Genomic DNA, 16,738 nt, shown 5'->3' on the forward strand with positions numbered 1-16,738 from the left:
TCAGGAGAGCAGCTTGCGGGCGGCCTGCTCGATCTCCTCCTCCGACAGCAGCACGTGGTCGGCGGCGGCGCCCAGCGGGATGAAGCTGTCGGCCGAGGTCACCCGGGCCACCTGGCCCTGGAACCCGGCGTCCAGCAGCTCGGCCATGACGCCCTCCGACACCCCGCCCGAATGGCGGGTCTCGTCGGCGATGAGCACCTTGCCCGTCAGCTCCGCCGCGCGCAGCAGATCCTCCACCGGCAGCGGCGCCAGCCAGCGCAGGTCGAGCACCCGGCAGCTGTAGCCCTCCTGGGTCAGCCGCACCGCCGCCCGCAGGCTCATCCGCACGCCGTTGCCGAAGGTCACGATCGTCAGGTCGCGCCCGTCGCCGTAGGAGCGGGCGCTGCCGATCGGGACGTGCGTCTCCGCCCAGCGCGACGGGGGCGCGTACGGGGCGAGCCAGCCGCCGTCGCCCTCCTCGAACAGGTCCTTCGTGTGGTAGAGCGCGATCGGCTCCAGGAACACGCAGACCGACCCCTGCGTGCGCGCGGCGGCGAGACAGGTGCGGAGCATGGCCGGGGCGTCGTCGGGCCGTGACGGCGAGGCGATGACCAGGCCCGGGATGTCGCGCAGCGCCGCGATCGCGTTGTCGTTGTGGAAGTGGCCGCCGAACCCCTTCTGGTAGGCGTACGAGGCGATCCGCACCACCATCGGGTTCGGGAAGGCGCCCTGGGAGAAGAACGACAGCGTGGCGGCCTCGCCCCGGAGCTGGTCGATCGCGTTGTGGAGGTAGGCCAGATACTGGATCTCCGGGACCGGCAGCAGCTTGGACACGCCCGCGCCCAGGGCCAGCCCGAGGACGGCCTGCTCGTCGAGGTGGGTGTCGAACACCCGGGCGGGGCCGAACCGCTTCTGCAGGCCGCGGGTGACGCCGTAGACGCCGCCCTTCTTGGCGACGTCCTCGCCGAAGATCATCATGTCGGGGTGGACCGCCAGCGCGTCGGCGAGCGTGCGGTTGATCGACTGGGCGAGTGTCAGCGGCTTCTCCGACTCCGGCAGCGTCCCGGCGAACGTCCGCTCCCGCGTCGCGTTCTCCGCCGCCACCGGGCTGAGCTTGGCGACCAGGTCGGGGTCGCGCGGCGCGATCGGCGCCATGATCTCCTCCGCGGAGCCGAGCCGGGGCAGCCGGGTGGTCTCCTTCGCGACCCGCAGCACGTGCTCGCGCGCCAGCTCGTACCGGCGCAGCAGCTCGTCGGGCGTGATCAGGCCCCCCTCGACGAGCAGCCGCGCGGTCCGCAGCAGCGGGTCGCGCGCCAGGTCGGCGCGGAGCTCGCGCTGGGTGCGGTACGCCGACTCGACGTCGGAGCCGGCGTGCCCCATCAGCCGCACCGTCGACAGGTGCAGGAACGCGGGGGAGCGGTGCGTGCGCACGTGCTCCACCGCGCGCAGGGCGGTGTCGTACGCGTCGGCCAGGTCGCAGCCGTCGGCCGCGAAGTACTCGATGCCGGGCCGCCGGGCGGCCGTCTCCACCCAGCCCCGGGGGGTCTTGACGCTGATGCCGATGCCGTTGTCCTCGCACACGAACAGGATCGGCATCCGCTGCCCCTGGTAGGTCGCGTAGGCGGCGGTGTTGAAGCCCGTCAGGGCCGAGGCGTGGTTGACCGAGGCGTCGCCGAAGCTGCACACCACGATGGCGTCGTCCGGCCAGGGGGAGCGCACGCCCAGCGCGCGGGAGCGCTCGATGGAGAACGCCACCCCCACCGCCCGCGGCAGGTGGCTGGCGATCGTGGACGTCTGCGGGATGATGGCCAGCTCGGGATGGCCGAACACCTTGTGGCGGCCGCCCGCGATCGGCTCCTCGGCCGACGCGGTCAGGCCCATGAGCACGTCCCTGATGCCCTGCTCGGGCAGCCGCCCGGCCTGCTCGGACCTGGTGAGGTAGAAGGCGCCGGACCGGTAGTGGAGCAGCGCCGGGTCGTCGGGGCGCAGCGCGGCGGCCACGGCCGCGTTGCCCTCGTGGCCGGCCGAGCCGATGGTGTAGAAGCCCTCGCCCTCGCCGCGCAGCCAGCGGGCGGCGATGTCGAGCAACCTGCTGTCGAGCTGGCGCTGGTAGAGCGCCCGGCATCGTTCGAGGGTGAGCGCGGCGCCCTCCCTCACCGGAGCGCCGGGATCCCTGGCCGGGCCCGTCTGAAGTGCTTCCACTGCCTGGATGAAATGAGTCTCAACCGTGTCGCGCGCCACACAGGCGATTATGCCGCTGAGCGCGCTGTCCGTCTGCCAGTCGGGGGTGAGATGTGTTGGACCGGTCCGTTTGACAGAGATGAATTACAGCTTGTCAGAATGGTGAACCTCATCCCGCGCCACCCCGTCTACTGGGTTACTACGTGGCACCCTCAAAGCCGCGTTGAAACAACCGGGATATCCAGGAAGGAACCCGAATGTCGTTACAACGCATGCGTACGATCGCCGTCGCGATGGCGGTGGGGGCCGGTGTGCTCGTCCTCCCGCCACCGGCGTCGGCGCAGGTCAAGGCGCCCCCCGCGCCGGCCGTCACCGGAGTGAGGATGAACCCGGCGTCGCCGGTGGTGCTTCTCGACAGCAGCGCCAAGGTCACCTTCACCATCCGGACGAAGGACGCCGACAAGGCGAGCATGGTCTTCACTCCTCCGGGAGTCGGCACTCAGCCGATCATTGCGGCGAAGCGGATCGGCCGGAACATATTCCGGCTGGAGCACTCCGTCGGCACCGCCGGCAAGTGGACCTACACCGCCACCGCCGCGAACGGCGACAAGAGCAGCGAACCCGTCAGGGGCACCTTCGACGTCAAGAAGGCGCTCGAAACGAAGATCGTCAGATTCGACGCCAACCCCGACCGGGTGACCGAGGGCGACCGGACCCGGCTCTCCGGCCAGCTCCAGGCCGACGGCGAGGGCTACCGCGGCCAGGAGATCGCGATCAGCTTCCGCGCCCGCCGCTCCCACGACTTCCGCAAGGTCACCACGGTGCGCACGCACCGCGACGGCCGGTTCACCGCCAGGGTGAAGCCGTGGCGCAGCGGCGAGTGGAGGGCCGAGTTCGGCGGCAACGCCGAGGCCAAGGCGTCGGTCAGCGACACCGACGACGTCCGGGTCCGCGACCGCAAGCGCGACACCCGGATCGCCGGCTTCGACGCCTACCGCGAGCCCGTCGCCAAGGGCGACAAGCTGCGCTTCCGGGGCACCCTCCAGGTCGACCGCCGGCGGGCGCTGCCCGGCGAGCGCGTGACCATCCAGTTCAGGGCCGCCGGCTCGCGGCACTGGCGGAACGTCACCAGCGACCGCACCGACCGGCGCGGCCGCTTCCACACCTCCGCCAGCGCCGACCAGAGCGGCTGGTGGCGCGCGGTGTACAGGGGCGACCGGCGGCACGACGGCTCGGTCAGCAGCCCCGACTGGGTGCGGGTCGTCCAGAAGGCCGACGCCCGGATCGTCGGCTTCAACGCCGGCCCCGAGCCCGCCAAGCGCGGCCGGAACCTGGGCGTCCTGGCCCGGCTCCAGGTCGACCGGAACGGGACCTGGAAGGGGTACGGGGGCAAGGTCGGCCTCTACTTCAAGTCCAACCGGTCTGACGACTACAGGCTCGTGAAGCGTGTCACCGCGAGCGACAACGGACGCCTGTACACGAAGGTCCGCGCCTGGACCTCCGGCAGCTGGCGCTTCGTCTTCGAGGGCGACAGCCGGACGAACGGCGCCACCAGCGGCTCCGACTACGTCCGCGTACGACGCTGACCAATCACTGAGGCCCGGGACACCGCGCGGTGTCCCGGGCCTCACCCGTCAGTTCACCCGATCGCCGGGAGCCGTGGCCCCCAGGCCGACGAGCATCGCCTTGATGTCACCCATGTCCTGCTTGAGCCCGCCGACATCCTGTTTGAGTCCGGAGACGTCCTGCCTGAGCTCGCCGAACTGCGTGTCGAGCCGATCCAGCCGCTTGTCGACGGCTTCGAATCGTTGGTCGATGCTGTCGAATCGCTGGTCGACGGCTTCGAATCGCTTGTCGATGCCGTCGAGGCGGTCGTCGACGTCGTCGAGCCGGTCGTCCATGCGGATGAGCCGCTCGTCCATGAGGCCGAGCCGGGTTTCCACCTTGGTGAAGCGGTCGCGCGTCTCGACCTCGAAGGCGAGCATCTGCGTCGACAGCTCGCCGCGTACCTTGTCTATCTTCTTGAGGACGTTCCTGCCGACGTCGTCCATGCGGTCGTGCAGGGCGGTGAAGCGGTCGGCGATGCTCATGTCAGGCACGCCGCTCACTGTACGTGCCTCGAGGGCCGCGATCCTCTCCTCATGCTCATCCAAGCGTGTCTGCAGATCGAACATGGGCGGTTCCTTTCCGCTGGGGGGTAGCGATTCGCATCAGGAAAGTTACCGTCCGTGAGCGGTCTTCGCATCCGAACGATGCTCTAGTCCGCCCGCTTGAACTGGGCGATGCCCACCGCGAGCAGCGCCGCCCCGAGCGCCGCCACGAGCCCCAGCTCCACCGGCACCGGCACCTGCCACCCGAACCACTGCACCCCGGGGTTGAGGGCCGCGTTCACCTCGGCCGGCACGTCGAGGTGGGAGAAGACGGCCTGCCGCATCGGGTCGACCGCGTACGTCATGGGGTTGACCACCGTCAGGACGTGCAGCCACGACGGCAGGTTGGCCAGCGGGAACATGGCGCCCGACAGGAACATCATGGGCATGATCACCATCTGCATCAGCCCGAAGAAGGCCTGCATGTTCTTCATCCGCGCCGCGAGCATCACCCCGAAGGCGGTGATGGTGAAGGCCGCCAGGTACATCTCCGCCAGCAGCGTGAGCATCAGCACGGGCTGGTACGGAACGCCCACCAGCCCCGCCATGGCCAGGATGACGATGCCCTGCCCGGTGGCCACGATCGCGCCGCCGAGGCACTTGCCCACCACGATGGCGGCGCGCGACACCGGTGCGACCAGCATCTCGCGCATGAACCCGAACTCACGGTCCCACACGATGGACCCGGCCGAGAACATGCCCGTCATGATCACCGTCATGGAGATCATCCCGGGGTACATGAAGGTGCGGAAGTCCACCCCGGGGATGGACGCCTGCACCAGCGAGCCCAGCCCGGTGCCCATGACGAACAGCCAGAGCACCGGCTGCAGCAGCATCGACGCCATGCGGGTGCGGTCGTTGAGGAAGCGGAGCATCTCGCGGTGCAGGACCACCTTGACGGCCCGCAGGTCGTGCGCGGCGCCGCGGGCCGGCACCCGCACCCGTATCGCCTGTGTCGCCTCTGTCGCCATGGGTCATCGCCTCGCCATCGCGCGCATGAAGGCCTTCTGGTCGTCACCGGACTCGGCGTCGCGGATCGTGGAGCCGGTGTAGTTCATGAAGACGTCGTCCAGCGACGGCCGTGACACGCTCACCGACGTGATGGGCATGCCCAGCTCGGCGAAGAGCCGCGGCACGAACTCCTCGCCGGAGGCCACGGCGAACGTCACCGCGCCCTCGTGCACCGCCGCCTCCAGCCCGAACCGTTCGCGCAGCGCCCTGATCGCGCCCTCGCTGTCGCGGGTGTGGAGCTGCACGCGGTCCTTGCCGACGCTGGCCTTGAGCCGCTCCGGGGAGTCGATCACCACGATCTCGCCGTGGTCGATGATCGCGATCCGGTCGCAGTACTCGGCCTCGTCCATGTAGTGGGTGGTCATGAAGATCGTGATGTCCTCGCTGACCCGCAGCTCGTTGATGTAGCCCCAGATGGCGGAGCGGGTCTGCGGGTCGAGCCCGACGGTCGGCTCGTCCAGGAAGAGCACCCGCGGGGAGTGGAGCAGCCCGCGGGCGATCTCCAGCCGGCGCTTCATGCCGCCGGAGAACGTCATCACCTTGGCGTCCTTGCGGTCCCAGAGCGCCACCATCTCCATGACCCGCTTGATCCGGGCGTCCACCGCGCCGCGGGGCACCCCGTACAGCTCGGCGTGGAAGCGCAGGTTCTGCTCAGCGCTCAGGTAGCCGTCGAGGGTGGGGTCCTGGAAGACCAGGCCGATGTTCCTGCGGACCTCGTCGCGCTCCTCGACCACGTCGTGGCCGGCGACGGTGGCGGTGCCGCCGGTGGGGTTCGCCAGCGTGCAGAGCATGCTGATCGTGGTGGTCTTGCCCGCGCCGTTGGGGCCGAGGAAGCCGAACACCTCGCCGGGCGCCACCTCGAAGTCGATGCCCTTGACGGCCTCGGTCTTGCCGTACGTCTTGGTCAGCCGTCTCACGACGACGGCGGCGTCCTCGCTCATCGGTCCTCCGCCAGGATCTGGAACACGGACTTGCGGGTCTGCCTGAGCAGCTTCTTGGCCTTGGCGACCTGGGCGTCGTCGGCCGTCCTGGCCAGGTGGACGAACGCCTCGCCGAGCTGGCCCCACAGCAGGCGCAGCTCGTGGCGGTCCTCCGGCACGGTGCGGGCGACCTCGTCCCACGGCGCCGTCTCGGCGAGCAGGCGCCCGGCCTCCTCGCGGCCCTGCCCGGTCAGGCGGTAGGAGCGGCTGCCGCCCGCGTCGTCGCCGGTGGCCAGGCCCTCGTCCTCCAGCTGCTGGAGCGCGGGGTAGACGGAGCCGGGGCTGGGCCGCCAGACGCCGCGGCTGCGCGTCTCGATGTCCTGGATCATCTGGTAGCCGTTCCGGGGCCCCTCGCCGAGCAGCAGGAGCAGCGCCGCCCGGACGTCGCCGCGCCGCACCCGGGGCGCGGCGTCCATGCCGGGGGTGCCCGGCGGGGGGAACGGGAAGTGCGGGGGTGGCGGTCCGGGGGGGATCTGCGGGTGCGGAGGCCCGGGCCAGCCATGTCGATCATGCATAGCTTTCCTCCAACTATCGAGATGTTCTGACGATATATCTAGATAGTTGGGACAGCAATCCCTTTTTCCGCGTCGGCCGCGGCGAACCCGGTCCCTCCGAAGGTGTTAGTGGTCGTTAACGGTGGCCTCGAAAGCCGCCCGAGCCATCGCCCGGAGCAGGGGCCGCATGGCCTCGGGCGGGAGCTCGCCCGCGCTGTGCGGGGTCGAGTTGAGCAGGCCGAAGACGGCGTGTGTGGCGGCCCGCAGCCGCGCCGCCGGGCAGGACGGGTGCAGCTCGGCCAGCACCGTCACCCACTCCTCCACGTACAGCCGCTGCAGCCGCCGGATCTGGCGCCGCTCCCGCTCCGGCACGTTGCCCAGCTCGCGGTCGTGCACGGTGATCAGCGCGGGCTGCTCCAGGGCGAACGTGATGTGCGCGTCGAGCAGCGCGTCCAGGGTCTCGGCCGGGCTGGCGGAGGCCGTGACGACCTCGACGGCCGAGTCGCGCAGCCGGGAGCTGATGCCCAGGAGCATCTCCGCGAGCAGCGCCTCCTTGCCGCTGAAGTGGCGGTAGAGCGCCGGCCCCGAGACGCCCACCGCGCCGCCGATGTCCTCGATGGGCACGCCGTGGAAGCCGCGCGCGGCGAACAGTCTCGCCGCGGCGTCGAGGATCTCGGCACGTCTGTTGCCGCGGCTGCGGGTAGGTGTCGGGGCAGTCGTCACAGTGACATCATGCTAGACGTCTACGTTAATGACTACTAACATTCTGGCCATGACGAGAGGGCAGACATGAGCGACTGGCCGATTCTCAAGTCGGCCGCCGACCCCGGGAGTGAGGCGTACCGGCGCAACGCCGAGCTCAACGAGCGGCTCGCCGGCGAACTCCGCGAGCGCCTGGCCACCGCCGCGCTCGGCGGCCCGGAGCGCGCCCGCGCGCGCCACGTCGAACGCGGCAAACTGCTTCCCCGCGAGCGCGTCGACGCGCTGCTCGACCCGGGCTCGCGCTTCCTGGAGCTGTCGCCGCTGGCCGCCAACGGCCTCTACGACGACCAGGCACCGGCCGCCGGCATCATCACCGGCGTCGGCCGGGTCTCCGGACGCGAGTGCGTGGTCGTGGCCAACGACGCGACCGTCAAGGGCGGCACGTACTACCCGGTGACCGTCAAGAAGCACCTGCGCGCGCAGGAGGTGGCGCTCCGCAACCACCTGCCCTGCGTCTACCTGGTCGACTCCGGCGGCGCGTTCCTCCCCAAGCAGGACGAGGTGTTCCCCGACCGCGACCACTTCGGCCGCATCTTCTACAACCAGGCCACAATGTCCGCGCGCGGCATCCCGCAGATCGCCGCCGTCCTCGGCTCCTGCACCGCGGGCGGCGCGTACGTGCCGGCCATGAGCGACGAGGCGGTCATCGTACGGAACCAGGGCACGATCTTCCTGGGCGGCCCGCCGCTGGTGAAGGCGGCGACCGGCGAGGAGGTCACGGCCGAGGAGCTGGGCGGAGGCGACCTGCACGCCCGCGTCAGCGGCGTGACCGACCACCTCGCCGAGGACGACGCGCACGCACTCGCCATCGTCCGCGACATCGTCTCCACGCTCGCGCCGCGCGCGGCGCGCCCGTGGGAGGTGGCCGACCCCGAGCCGCCCGCCCACGATCCGCGCGACCTGTACGGGATCGTCCCCGCCGACACGCGGCAGCCGTACGAGGTGCGCGAGGTGATCGCGCGGCTGGTGGACGGGTCCCGGTTCCTGGAGTTCAAGGCGGAGTACGGGCACACGCTGGTCACCGGGTTCGCCCACCTCCACGGGCATCCGGTGGGGATCGTGGCCAACAACGGCATCCTGTTCGCCGAGTCCGCGCTCAAGGGCGCGCACTTCATCGAGCTCTGCGACCAGCGGCGGATCCCGCTGCTGTTCCTGCAGAACATCAGCGGGTTCATGGTCGGCAAGGCCTACGAGGCGGGTGGCATCGCCAAGCACGGCGCCAAGATGGTCACCGCCGTGTCCTGCGCCCGGGTGCCCAAGTTCACGGTGGTCATCGGCGGCTCGTTCGGCGCGGGCAACTACGCGATGGCCGGCCGGGCGTACGATCCGCGCTTCCTGTGGATGTGGCCGAACGCCCGTATCTCGGTCATGGGCGGCGAACAGGCCGCGAACGTGCTCACCACGGTGGGCTCCTCTGCGGGCGGGGCGGACCCCGACGCGATCCGGGCCCAGTACGAGCACCAGGGCAACCCGTACTACTCCACCGCCAGGCTGTGGGACGACGGCGTGATCGACCCCGTCGACACCCGCACCGTGCTCGGCCTGGCCCTGTCCGCGGCGGCCAACGCCCCGCTCGAACCCGTCGGCTACGGCGTCTTCCGGATGTGATCATGACTGATTCCCTGTTCGGCCGGGTGCTGGTCGCCAACCGGGGCGAGATCGCCGTCCGGATCATCCGCACCCTGCGGGCGCTCGGCATCGGCGCGGTCGCCGTGCACACGGCCGCCGACGCGGGCGCGCGGCACGTGATCGAGGCCGACGAAGCCCACCAGATCCCGAAATACTTGGATATTGAGGCGATTGTGGAGGTGGCCCGGCTCTCCGGGGCCGCCGCCGTCCACCCCGGCTACGGCTTCCTGGCCGAGAACGCCGCCTTCGCCCGCCGCTGCGCCGAGGCCGGGCTGGTCTTCGTCGGCCCGCCCGCGGAGGCCATCGAGGCGATGGGCGACAAGATCCGCGCCAAGCGGACCGTGTCGGCGGCGGGCGTGCCCGTGGTGCCCGGCGCCGCCGAGCCCGGCGACGCGCTGGAGACCTGGTCCGACTTCCCCGCCCTGATCAAGCCGTCGGCGGGCGGCGGCGGCAAGGGCATGGTGCTGGTGCGCTCGGCGGCGGAGCTGCCCGACGCCCTCGCCTCGGCCCGGCGCACCGCCACCGCCGCCTTCGGCGACGGCACCCTGCTCATCGAGCGCTACGTCGAGCGGCCCCGCCACATCGAGATCCAGATCCTCGCCGACGGCCACGGCAACGTCGTCCACCTCGGCGAACGCGAGTGCAGCCTCCAGCGCAGGCACCAGAAGATCGTCGAGGAGGCCCCGTCGCCCTTCGTGGACGACGAGACCCGGGCCCGCATGGGCGCCGCCGCCGTCGAGGCCGCCCGCGCGGTCGGCTACACCGGGGCGGGCACCGTGGAGTTCATCGTCGACGGCACCACCGGCGACCACCACTTCATGGAGATGAACACCCGGCTCCAGGTCGAGCACCCCGTCACCGAGCTGGTCACCGGCCTCGACCTGGTGGAGCTGCAGCTCCGGGTGGCGGCCGGGGAGCCTCTCCCGTTCACCCAGGACGACGTCCGCCTCGACGGCCACGCCGTCGAGGCCCGCGTCTACGCCGAGGACCCCGCGCGCGGCTTCCTGCCCACCGGCGGCCGCGTGCTCGCCCTGCGCGAGCCGTCAGGTCCCGGCGTACGGGTGGACTCCGGCCTGCTGGAGGGCGGGGTGGTCGGCAGCGAGTTCGACCCGATGCTCTCCAAGGTCGTGGCCTGGGCGCCGGACCGGGCGGGGGCGCTGCGGGCGCTGGACCGAGCCCTGGGCGAGACCGTCGTGCTCGGGGTCACCACCAACGTGCCGTTCCTGCGCGCGCTCCTCGCCCACGACGCGGTCCGCGCCGGGGAGCTCGACACCGGCCTGGTCGAACGAGCCCTGCCGGACCTGCTGCCCGCCGCCGGCCCGGACCGCGCGGACGCGGCCCGTACGGAGCGGGCGACCCCTCCGGACGTGCTCGCCGCCGCCGCGCTCGTCTTCCACGACCAGCCGGCCGGTTCCGACCCGTGGGAGGTCATGGACGGCTGGCGGATCGGGGAGCGGGCCTGGACCACCTGGCGCCTGGAGACCCGCGACGGCGTCCACCCCGTCCAGGTGCGCGGCCTGCCCCGGGAGGGCGCCGAGGTCGGAGTCGCCGGCGGGCCGCCGGTCCCCGCCGTCCTGCGCACGTACGAGCGCGAGATCGTCGTGACCCTGGACGGCCGTACGGCCCGGTACGTGTGCGCCCGGGACGGCGAGACGGTCTGGCTCGGCCGCGACGGGCACGCCTGGCCCGTCACCCGGCACCTCATCGGCGACCCCGGCGACCGCCAGGGCGCGGCGGGCGGCGGCGACGGCGTGGTCAGGAGCCCCATGCCCGGCACGGTCCTGGTGGTCAAGGCCCAGGTCGGCGACCAGGTCAAGGAAGGCCAGCCGCTGCTGATCGTGGAGGCCATGAAGATGGAGCACACCGTCACCGCGCCCCGCGACGGCCGCGTCGCCGAGCTGCCCGTCCAGGCAGGCCGGTCCGTCGACATGGACGCCGTGCTCGCCGTGGTGGAGGAGGCGTGATGACGCGCACGTACCCGATGGCGGGTCTGCCCGAGCAGGTCACCGTCTACGAGGTCGGCCCCCGCGACGGCCTGCAGAACGAGGCGGCGATCGTGCCCGTCGAGGTGAAGGCGGAGTTCATCGACCGGCTCGCGGACGCCGGGCACCGGGTGATCGAGGCGACCAGCTTCGTCCACCCCAAGTGGGTGCCCCAGCTCGCCGACGCCGAGCAGCTGCTGGACCGGCTGGAACGCAGGCCCGGCGTCCGCTACCCGGTGCTGGTGCCGAACGAGCGCGGCCTGGACCGGGCGCTGGAGCGGGGCGTCGCGGAGATCGCGGTGTTCGCCAGCGCCACCGAGACGTTCGCCGCCAAGAACCTGAACCGCACCCTGGAGAGCCAGTTCGAGATGTTCGAGCCGGTGATCAGGCGGGCCCTCGACCACGGGGTGCGGGTGCGCGCGTACGTGTCGATGTGCTTCGGCGACCCCTGGGAGGGCCCCACCCCCGTCCCCCAGGTGGTCGAGGTGGGGCGGCGGCTGCTCGACCTCGGCTGCTACGAGCTGTCGCTGGGCGACACGATCGGGGTCGGCACGCCCGGCCACGTCACCGCGCTCATCGAGGCGTTCGGCTCGCCCGACAGGCTCGCCGTCCACTTCCACGACACCTACGGCCAGGCGCTCGGCAACACGCTGGCCGCGCTCAAGGCGGGCGTCACCACCGTGGACGCCTCCACCGGCGGCATCGGCGGCTGCCCGTACGCCGAGTCCGCCACCGGCAACCTGGCCACCGAGGACCTCGTCTGGATGCTGCGCGGGCTCGGCATCGAGACCGGCCTCGACCTGGACAAGCTCGTGGCCACCAGCACCTGGCTGGCCGACCGCCTGGGCCGGCCCAGCCCCTCCCGCGTCGTCCAGGCCCTCGCGAAAGGCTGATGCATCATGATCAACAAGCTCTCTCCCGAACACCAGGAGCTGCGCAAGACCGTCGAGGCCTTCGCCCGCGAGGTGGTGGCCCCCGTCATCGGCGACTACTACGAGCGCGAGGAGTTCCCGTACGACATCGTCCGCCAGATGGGCGTGATGGGCCTGTTCGGCCTGCCCATCCCGGAGCAGTACGGCGGCATGGGCGGCGACTACTTCGCCCTCTGCCTGGCGCTGGAGGAGCTGGCCAGGGTCGACTCCAGCGTGTCGATCACCCTGGAGGCGGCGGTGTCGCTCGGCGCGATGCCCATCCTGCGGTTCGGCACCGAGGAGCAGCGCGAGCACTGGCTGCCGAAGCTGGCGACCGGCGAGATGCTGGGCGCGTTCGGCCTGACCGAGCCGGGTGGCGGCTCGGACGTCCCCGGCGGCATGCGCACCACCGCCGTGCTCGACGGCGACGAGTGGGTGATCAACGGGACGAAGGCGTTCATCACCAACTCCGGCACCGACATCACCGGCGTCGTCGGCGTGGCCGCGCTGACCGGCGAGCGGGAGATCTCCACCATCCTCGTCCCGTCCGGCACGCCGGGCTTCACCGTGTCCAAGAAGTACTCCAAGGTCGGCTGGAACGCCTCCGACACCCGCGAGCTGTCGTTCTCCGACTGCCGGGTGCCCGCCGCCAACCTGCTCGGCACGCGCGGCCGCGGCTACGCCCAGTTCCTGCAGACCCTGGACGAGGGCCGCGTCGCCATCGCCGCACTCAGCGTCGGCCTGGCGCAGGGCTGCGTGGACGAGTGCCTGAAGTACGTGCGAGAGCGCCACGCCTTCGGCAACCCGATCGGCCACTACCAGGCCATCCAGTTCAAGATCGCCGACATGGAGGCCCGCGTCCACACCGCCCGCCTGGCCTACTACCACGCGGCCGGGATGATGCTCGCGGGCGTCCCGTTCAAGAAGGAGGCGGCGATCGCCAAGCTCGTCTCGTCCAACGCGGCGATGGACAACGCGCGGGACGCGACGCAGATCTTCGGCGGGTACGGGTTCATGAACGAATTCCCGGTGGGCCGCTTCTACCGCGACGCCAAGATCCTGGAGATCGGCGAGGGCACGTCCGAGGTGCAGCGCATGCTCATCGCCCGCCAGCTCGGCCTCGGCGACCTGTGAGAAGACGCCCCGCTCCCGGGACAGCCGGAGTGTCCGGGAGGTATGCCGGGAATGTCACCAGAGCGGGCCGCCACCGCCCGCGGGCCGGGTCTGGGCGATCCGCGACTCATGGGTGATTGGACTCGGGAACGGGGCACGATCTAGTGTCATACGTCATGACGGCAGACGATCTTCTCATCAGGAGGGTGGAGAAGTCCGACGCGGACGAGGTGTTCGCCCTGGCGCGCGAGTTCGGGCTCACCTTCCGGCCGGAGCGTGAGGCGTTCGACGCCGCGCTGCCGGAGCTGCTCAAGGACGACGACACCCTGCTGCTCGCCGCTGTCGTCGACGGGCGTGTGCTCGGCTATCTGCTCGGCAACGTCCACCTGACGCTCTTCGCCAACGGCCCCGTCGCCTGGGTGGAGGAGGCGATGGTGCAGTCCGGCAAGCGCCGCAAGGGCATCGGGCGCGCCCTGCTCGTCGAGTTCGAGAAGTGGGCGCGCGGCCGGGGCGCCCGCTACGTGTCGATGGCGACCCGGCGCGCGCCGGAGTTCTACCACGCGCTCGGCTACGAGGCCTCCGCCACCTTCTACCGCAAGGTGCTGCGCTGATCTTGTCGTAGCCGGATGGCATGCTGGGCGGCATGACCATCCATCAGGTGAGCCCCCTGTTCGTCGGCCGGGCCGGCGAGCTGGAGCTGCTGGAGGGCGCGCTGACCGGCACGCGCGGCGGCGACGCCGCCACCGTGCTCGTCGGCGGCGAGGCCGGGGTGGGCAAGACCCGGCTCATGGGGGAGTTCACCGCGCGGGCGGGCGACGCGCTCGTGCTCGTCGGCCACTGCCTGGAGCTCGGCGCGGAGGGCCTGCCCTTCGCCCCCTTCACCGCGGTGCTGCGCGGCCTGGTGCGCGAGATCGGCCGCGACCGGGTCGTGGAGCTGGTGCCCGGCCGCACGACCCGGGGCCTGGCGCGGCTGCTGCCCGAGTTCGGCGAGCCCGACCGCGACGGCGCCGAGGCCCGGGCCCGGCTGTTCGAGCAGCTGCTCGGCCTGCTGGAGCGGCTGGCCGAGGACCGGCCGGTCATCCTGGTCGTGGAGGACGCCCACTGGGCCGACCGCTCCACCCGCGACCTGCTCTCCTTCCTGGTCCGCTACCAGCGCGGCACCGGCCGCCTGATGATCGTCGTCACCTACCGCTCCGACGAGCTCCACCGCTCCCACCCGCTCCGCCCGCTCCTCGCCGAGCTGACCCGCGTCCCCTGGGTCACCCGGGTGGAGCTGGGCCGGCTGAGCCGCCGCGAGGTCGCCGCGCAGGCGGCCGCCATCCTGTCCCGGGAGCCGTCGCCCGCCGACGTCGAGCTGGTCTACTCGCGCAGCGAGGGCAACCCGCTCTTCGTGGAGGCGCTGCTGGCCGGGGGCGGGTCCGGCGGCGTGCTCCCGGAGACGCTGCGCGACCTGCTGCTGGCCAGCGTCGAACGGCTGCCCGCCGAGACCCAGGAGCTGCTCCGGGTGGCCAGCGCGGGCGGCCAGCGCATCGAGCACGCCCTGCTGGCCGCCGTGACCGGCCTGGACGAGGCGGCGCTGGCCGCCACGCTCCGCCCCGCCGTGGCCGGCAACGTGCTCGCCGTCGACGGCGAGGGCTACGCCTTCCGCCACGCGCTGATCCGCGAGGCGCTCCACGACGACTTACTGCCCGGCGAGCACGCCCGGCTCCACACCCGCTTCGCCGAGGCGCTCGAACGCGACCTGTCGGTGCTGCCCGCGCCGCGCGGCGCGATCGAGCTGGCCCACCACTGGTACTCCGCCCGCGACACCACCTGGGCGCTGGCCAGCGCCTGGCAGGCCGCCGCCGAGGCCCGCCGCGCCACCGCCTACGACGAGCAGCTGGGCATGCTGTCGCGCGTGCTGGAGCTGTGGGACCACGTGCCCGACGCGGCCGAGCGCATCGGCTGCGGCCACACCGAGCTGCTGCGCCGCACGTCCCTGGCGGCCTACCTCGCGGGCGAGTACGACCGTTCCGTCGCGCTCGCCTCGGCCGCGCTCGGCGAGATCGACCGCGACGCCGACCCGGTGACGGCCGCCCGCCTGCTCCGCCACCGCGGCCTGGTCCGCTACGACCTGAACCGGCCCGGCCACGTCGAAGACCTGCGCGCGGCGGCCGCCCTGGTCCCCGCCGAGCCGCCGACCCGGCTGCGCGGCCAGGTGCTGGAGACCCTGGCCCGCATGATCTACCGGCCGGAGCAGCTCGCCGAGCGGATCTCCACCGCCGGGCAGGCCATCGAGATCGGCCGCCGCACCGGCGACGACACCGTCCAGGCGCAGGCCCTGATCAGCCTCACCTGGACCCGCTGCCTACGCTTCGGCGAGCTCGACAAGCACCGCGGCGGCTACGCCGAGGCCCGGCGGCTGGCGTCCCGCTCCGACGCCTACAGCCCGCTGATGCGGGCCGCCATCTCCGAGTCCGACAGCCTCGAAGGCGCCGGGCGTCACGAGGAGGCCGCCCAGGTCGCCCGCGAAGGCATCGCGCTGGCCGAGCAGTACGGGCTGGCCCGCACCTCCGGCACCTTCCTGTCGATCAACCTGGCCGAGCCGCTGATGTCGCTCGGCCGCTGGGACGAAGCGCTGGAGGTGATCGAGCACGCCCTCGACCTGGTGCCGCCCCCGCCCCACCAGGCCGGGCTGCGCGGCCTCGCCGTCGACATCGAGCTGGCCCGCGGCCGGCTCGACCGGGCCGAGGAGCTGCAGGCCGCCATCCGGCGCATCGTCGCACGCGGCAGCTTCCGCTGGCAGACCACCCTGCCCTACGGCCGCCGCGAGACAGAGCTCCTGCTGGCCCGGGGCCGCCTGGACGAGGCCCGCGAGGCCGCCCTGCGCCTGCTGCGCTCCTGCGACCCGGCCGCCGAGACGCGCTACACCTGGGCGGTGCTGGCGAGCCTGGCGGCGCTGGATGGCGAGGTGGCCGCCGAGGTCCGCGCGATCGCCCGGGAGATGCCCGCCGAAGGCGACCTCCAGCAGGCCCAGCGGCTCACCGTCACTGCCCTGACCGGGCCCGGCGACGACCCGGCGGCCCGGCTGCACGCCTGGGAGGAGGCGGTGGCCGCCTGGACGGCGCTGCGTAACCCGTACGCGCAGGCGCGGGTCTGCGAGGGGGCCGCGCACGCCGCGCTGGCGTGCGGCAAGCGCGAGCACGCGGCGGCGCGGCTGGCCACGGCGGGCGAGCTGGCGCGGAGCCTGGGCGCCCGGCCGCTGCTGGAACGGATCGACGCGCTGGCCCGCCGGGCCGGGATCGCCGGCACCGGCGCTTCCCCGGCGGGCGGGCCGCCGCTCGGCCTGACCGCCCGCGAGCTGGAGGTGCTGCGCCACGTCGCCCTGGGGCGGAGCAACCGCGAGATCGCCGCCGAGCTGTTCATCGCCGTCAAGACGGTCAGCGTGCACGTGTCCAACATCCTGGCCAAGCTCGGAGTCGCCTCCCGGGGCGAGGCCGCGGCCAGGGCCCACGAGCTACGGCTGTTCGACGACTGATCCGCGGCTGTCCGGTGGTCGAGACGGCT

The 16,738-nt window shown here is 72.2% G+C and carries 13 protein-coding genes; 7 read left to right on the forward strand and 6 right to left on the reverse strand.

Translation table 11 applies throughout. The features are described 5' to 3' along the window. Complete coding sequence (locus tag AB0J42_RS06690) at nucleotides 1-2,181, reverse strand: thiamine pyrophosphate-dependent enzyme (RefSeq protein WP_364289657.1); 2,181 nt, start codon at nucleotides 2,179-2,181, stop codon at nucleotides 1-3. Nucleotides 2,182-2,417: 236 nt separating this feature from the next. On the opposite strand from AB0J42_RS06690, the gene AB0J42_RS06695 reads away from it, so the two are divergent. Further along, nucleotides 2,418-3,746, forward strand: coding sequence for a hypothetical protein (locus AB0J42_RS06695; RefSeq protein ID WP_364289659.1), 1,329 nt, complete (start codon nucleotides 2,418-2,420; stop codon nucleotides 3,744-3,746). Between the two features lie 48 nt (nucleotides 3,747-3,794). Here AB0J42_RS06695 and AB0J42_RS06700 read toward each other — a convergent pair whose 3' ends face one another. The 5 genes from AB0J42_RS06700 to AB0J42_RS06720 form a co-directional block, all read right to left on the reverse strand. Then, nucleotides 3,795-4,334: a hypothetical protein gene (locus AB0J42_RS06700; protein WP_364289661.1), complete on the reverse strand. Its 540-nt coding sequence runs from the start codon at nucleotides 4,332-4,334 to the stop codon at nucleotides 3,795-3,797. Nucleotides 4,335-4,417: 83 nt separating this feature from the next. Further along, nucleotides 4,418-5,281, reverse strand: coding sequence for an ABC transporter permease (locus AB0J42_RS06705; protein WP_364289663.1), 864 nt, complete (start codon nucleotides 5,279-5,281; stop codon nucleotides 4,418-4,420). A 3-nt stretch (nucleotides 5,282-5,284) separates the two neighbouring features. Next, nucleotides 5,285-6,262: an ATP-binding cassette domain-containing protein gene (locus tag AB0J42_RS06710; protein WP_364289665.1), complete on the reverse strand. Its 978-nt coding sequence runs from the start codon at nucleotides 6,260-6,262 to the stop codon at nucleotides 5,285-5,287. After that, nucleotides 6,259-6,816: a PadR family transcriptional regulator gene (locus tag AB0J42_RS06715; RefSeq protein WP_364289667.1), complete on the reverse strand. Its 558-nt coding sequence runs from the start codon at nucleotides 6,814-6,816 to the stop codon at nucleotides 6,259-6,261. The genes AB0J42_RS06710 and AB0J42_RS06715 overlap by 4 nt, the downstream gene beginning before the upstream one ends. 105 nt (nucleotides 6,817-6,921) lie before the next feature. Further along, complete coding sequence (locus AB0J42_RS06720; protein WP_364289669.1) at nucleotides 6,922-7,518, reverse strand: TetR/AcrR family transcriptional regulator; 597 nt, start codon at nucleotides 7,516-7,518, stop codon at nucleotides 6,922-6,924. Between the two features lie 66 nt (nucleotides 7,519-7,584). Here AB0J42_RS06720 and AB0J42_RS06725 point away from each other — a divergent pair, with 66 nt between their 5' ends. The 6 genes from AB0J42_RS06725 (at nucleotide 7,585) to AB0J42_RS06750 (ending at nucleotide 16,709) form a co-directional block, all read left to right on the forward strand. After that, entirely contained in the window at nucleotides 7,585-9,165 is a 1,581-nt protein-coding gene (locus AB0J42_RS06725) for a carboxyl transferase domain-containing protein (RefSeq protein WP_364289671.1), read from the forward strand. A gap of 2 nt (nucleotides 9,166-9,167) precedes the next feature. Then, complete coding sequence (locus AB0J42_RS06730) at nucleotides 9,168-11,150, forward strand: biotin carboxylase N-terminal domain-containing protein (protein ID WP_364289673.1); 1,983 nt, start codon at nucleotides 9,168-9,170, stop codon at nucleotides 11,148-11,150. Further along, nucleotides 11,150-12,061, forward strand: a complete 912-nt coding sequence (locus AB0J42_RS06735; protein WP_364289675.1) for a hydroxymethylglutaryl-CoA lyase — start codon at nucleotides 11,150-11,152, stop codon at nucleotides 12,059-12,061. The genes AB0J42_RS06730 and AB0J42_RS06735 overlap by 1 nt, the downstream gene beginning before the upstream one ends. Nucleotides 12,062-12,064: 3 nt before the next feature. Then, nucleotides 12,065-13,213, forward strand: a complete 1,149-nt coding sequence (locus tag AB0J42_RS06740; protein ID WP_364289862.1) for an acyl-CoA dehydrogenase family protein — start codon at nucleotides 12,065-12,067, stop codon at nucleotides 13,211-13,213. A 155-nt stretch (nucleotides 13,214-13,368) separates the two neighbouring features. Further along, nucleotides 13,369-13,803 carry a GNAT family N-acetyltransferase gene (locus tag AB0J42_RS06745; RefSeq protein ID WP_364289677.1) on the forward strand — a complete coding sequence of 145 codons (435 nt, stop codon included), beginning with the start codon at nucleotides 13,369-13,371 and terminating at the stop codon, nucleotides 13,801-13,803. Nucleotides 13,804-13,835: 32 nt separating this feature from the next. Then, complete coding sequence (locus AB0J42_RS06750) at nucleotides 13,836-16,709, forward strand: AAA family ATPase (RefSeq protein ID WP_364289679.1); 2,874 nt, start codon at nucleotides 13,836-13,838, stop codon at nucleotides 16,707-16,709. Nucleotides 16,710-16,738 lie beyond the last annotated feature (29 nt).

This window comes from Nonomuraea sp. NPDC049649, assembly GCF_040675175.1.
Taxonomy (GTDB): Bacteria; Actinomycetota; Actinomycetes; order Streptosporangiales; family Streptosporangiaceae; genus Nonomuraea.

What these genes read in the sequence shown, in the direction of transcription:
- AB0J42_RS06730 (WP_364289673.1), top strand. Translation starts at nt 9,168, where the DNA reads ATGACTGATTCCCTGTTCGGCCGGGTGCTGGTCGCCAACCGGGGCGAG.
- AB0J42_RS06700 (WP_364289661.1), bottom strand. Translation starts at nt 4,334, where the DNA reads ATGTTCGATCTGCAGACACGCTTGGATGAGCATGAGGAGAGGATCGCG.
- AB0J42_RS06695 (WP_364289659.1), top strand. Translation starts at nt 2,418, where the DNA reads ATGTCGTTACAACGCATGCGTACGATCGCCGTCGCGATGGCGGTGGGG.
- AB0J42_RS06725 (WP_364289671.1), top strand. Translation starts at nt 7,585, where the DNA reads ATGAGCGACTGGCCGATTCTCAAGTCGGCCGCCGACCCCGGGAGTGAG.
- AB0J42_RS06745 (WP_364289677.1), top strand. Translation starts at nt 13,369, where the DNA reads ATGACGGCAGACGATCTTCTCATCAGGAGGGTGGAGAAGTCCGACGCG.
- AB0J42_RS06735 (WP_364289675.1), top strand. Translation starts at nt 11,150, where the DNA reads ATGACGCGCACGTACCCGATGGCGGGTCTGCCCGAGCAGGTCACCGTC.
- AB0J42_RS06715 (WP_364289667.1), bottom strand. Translation starts at nt 6,816, where the DNA reads ATGCATGATCGACATGGCTGGCCCGGGCCTCCGCACCCGCAGATCCCC.
- AB0J42_RS06705 (WP_364289663.1), bottom strand. Translation starts at nt 5,281, where the DNA reads ATGGCGACAGAGGCGACACAGGCGATACGGGTGCGGGTGCCGGCCCGC.
- AB0J42_RS06750 (WP_364289679.1), top strand. Translation starts at nt 13,836, where the DNA reads ATGACCATCCATCAGGTGAGCCCCCTGTTCGTCGGCCGGGCCGGCGAG.
- AB0J42_RS06710 (WP_364289665.1), bottom strand. Translation starts at nt 6,262, where the DNA reads ATGAGCGAGGACGCCGCCGTCGTCGTGAGACGGCTGACCAAGACGTAC.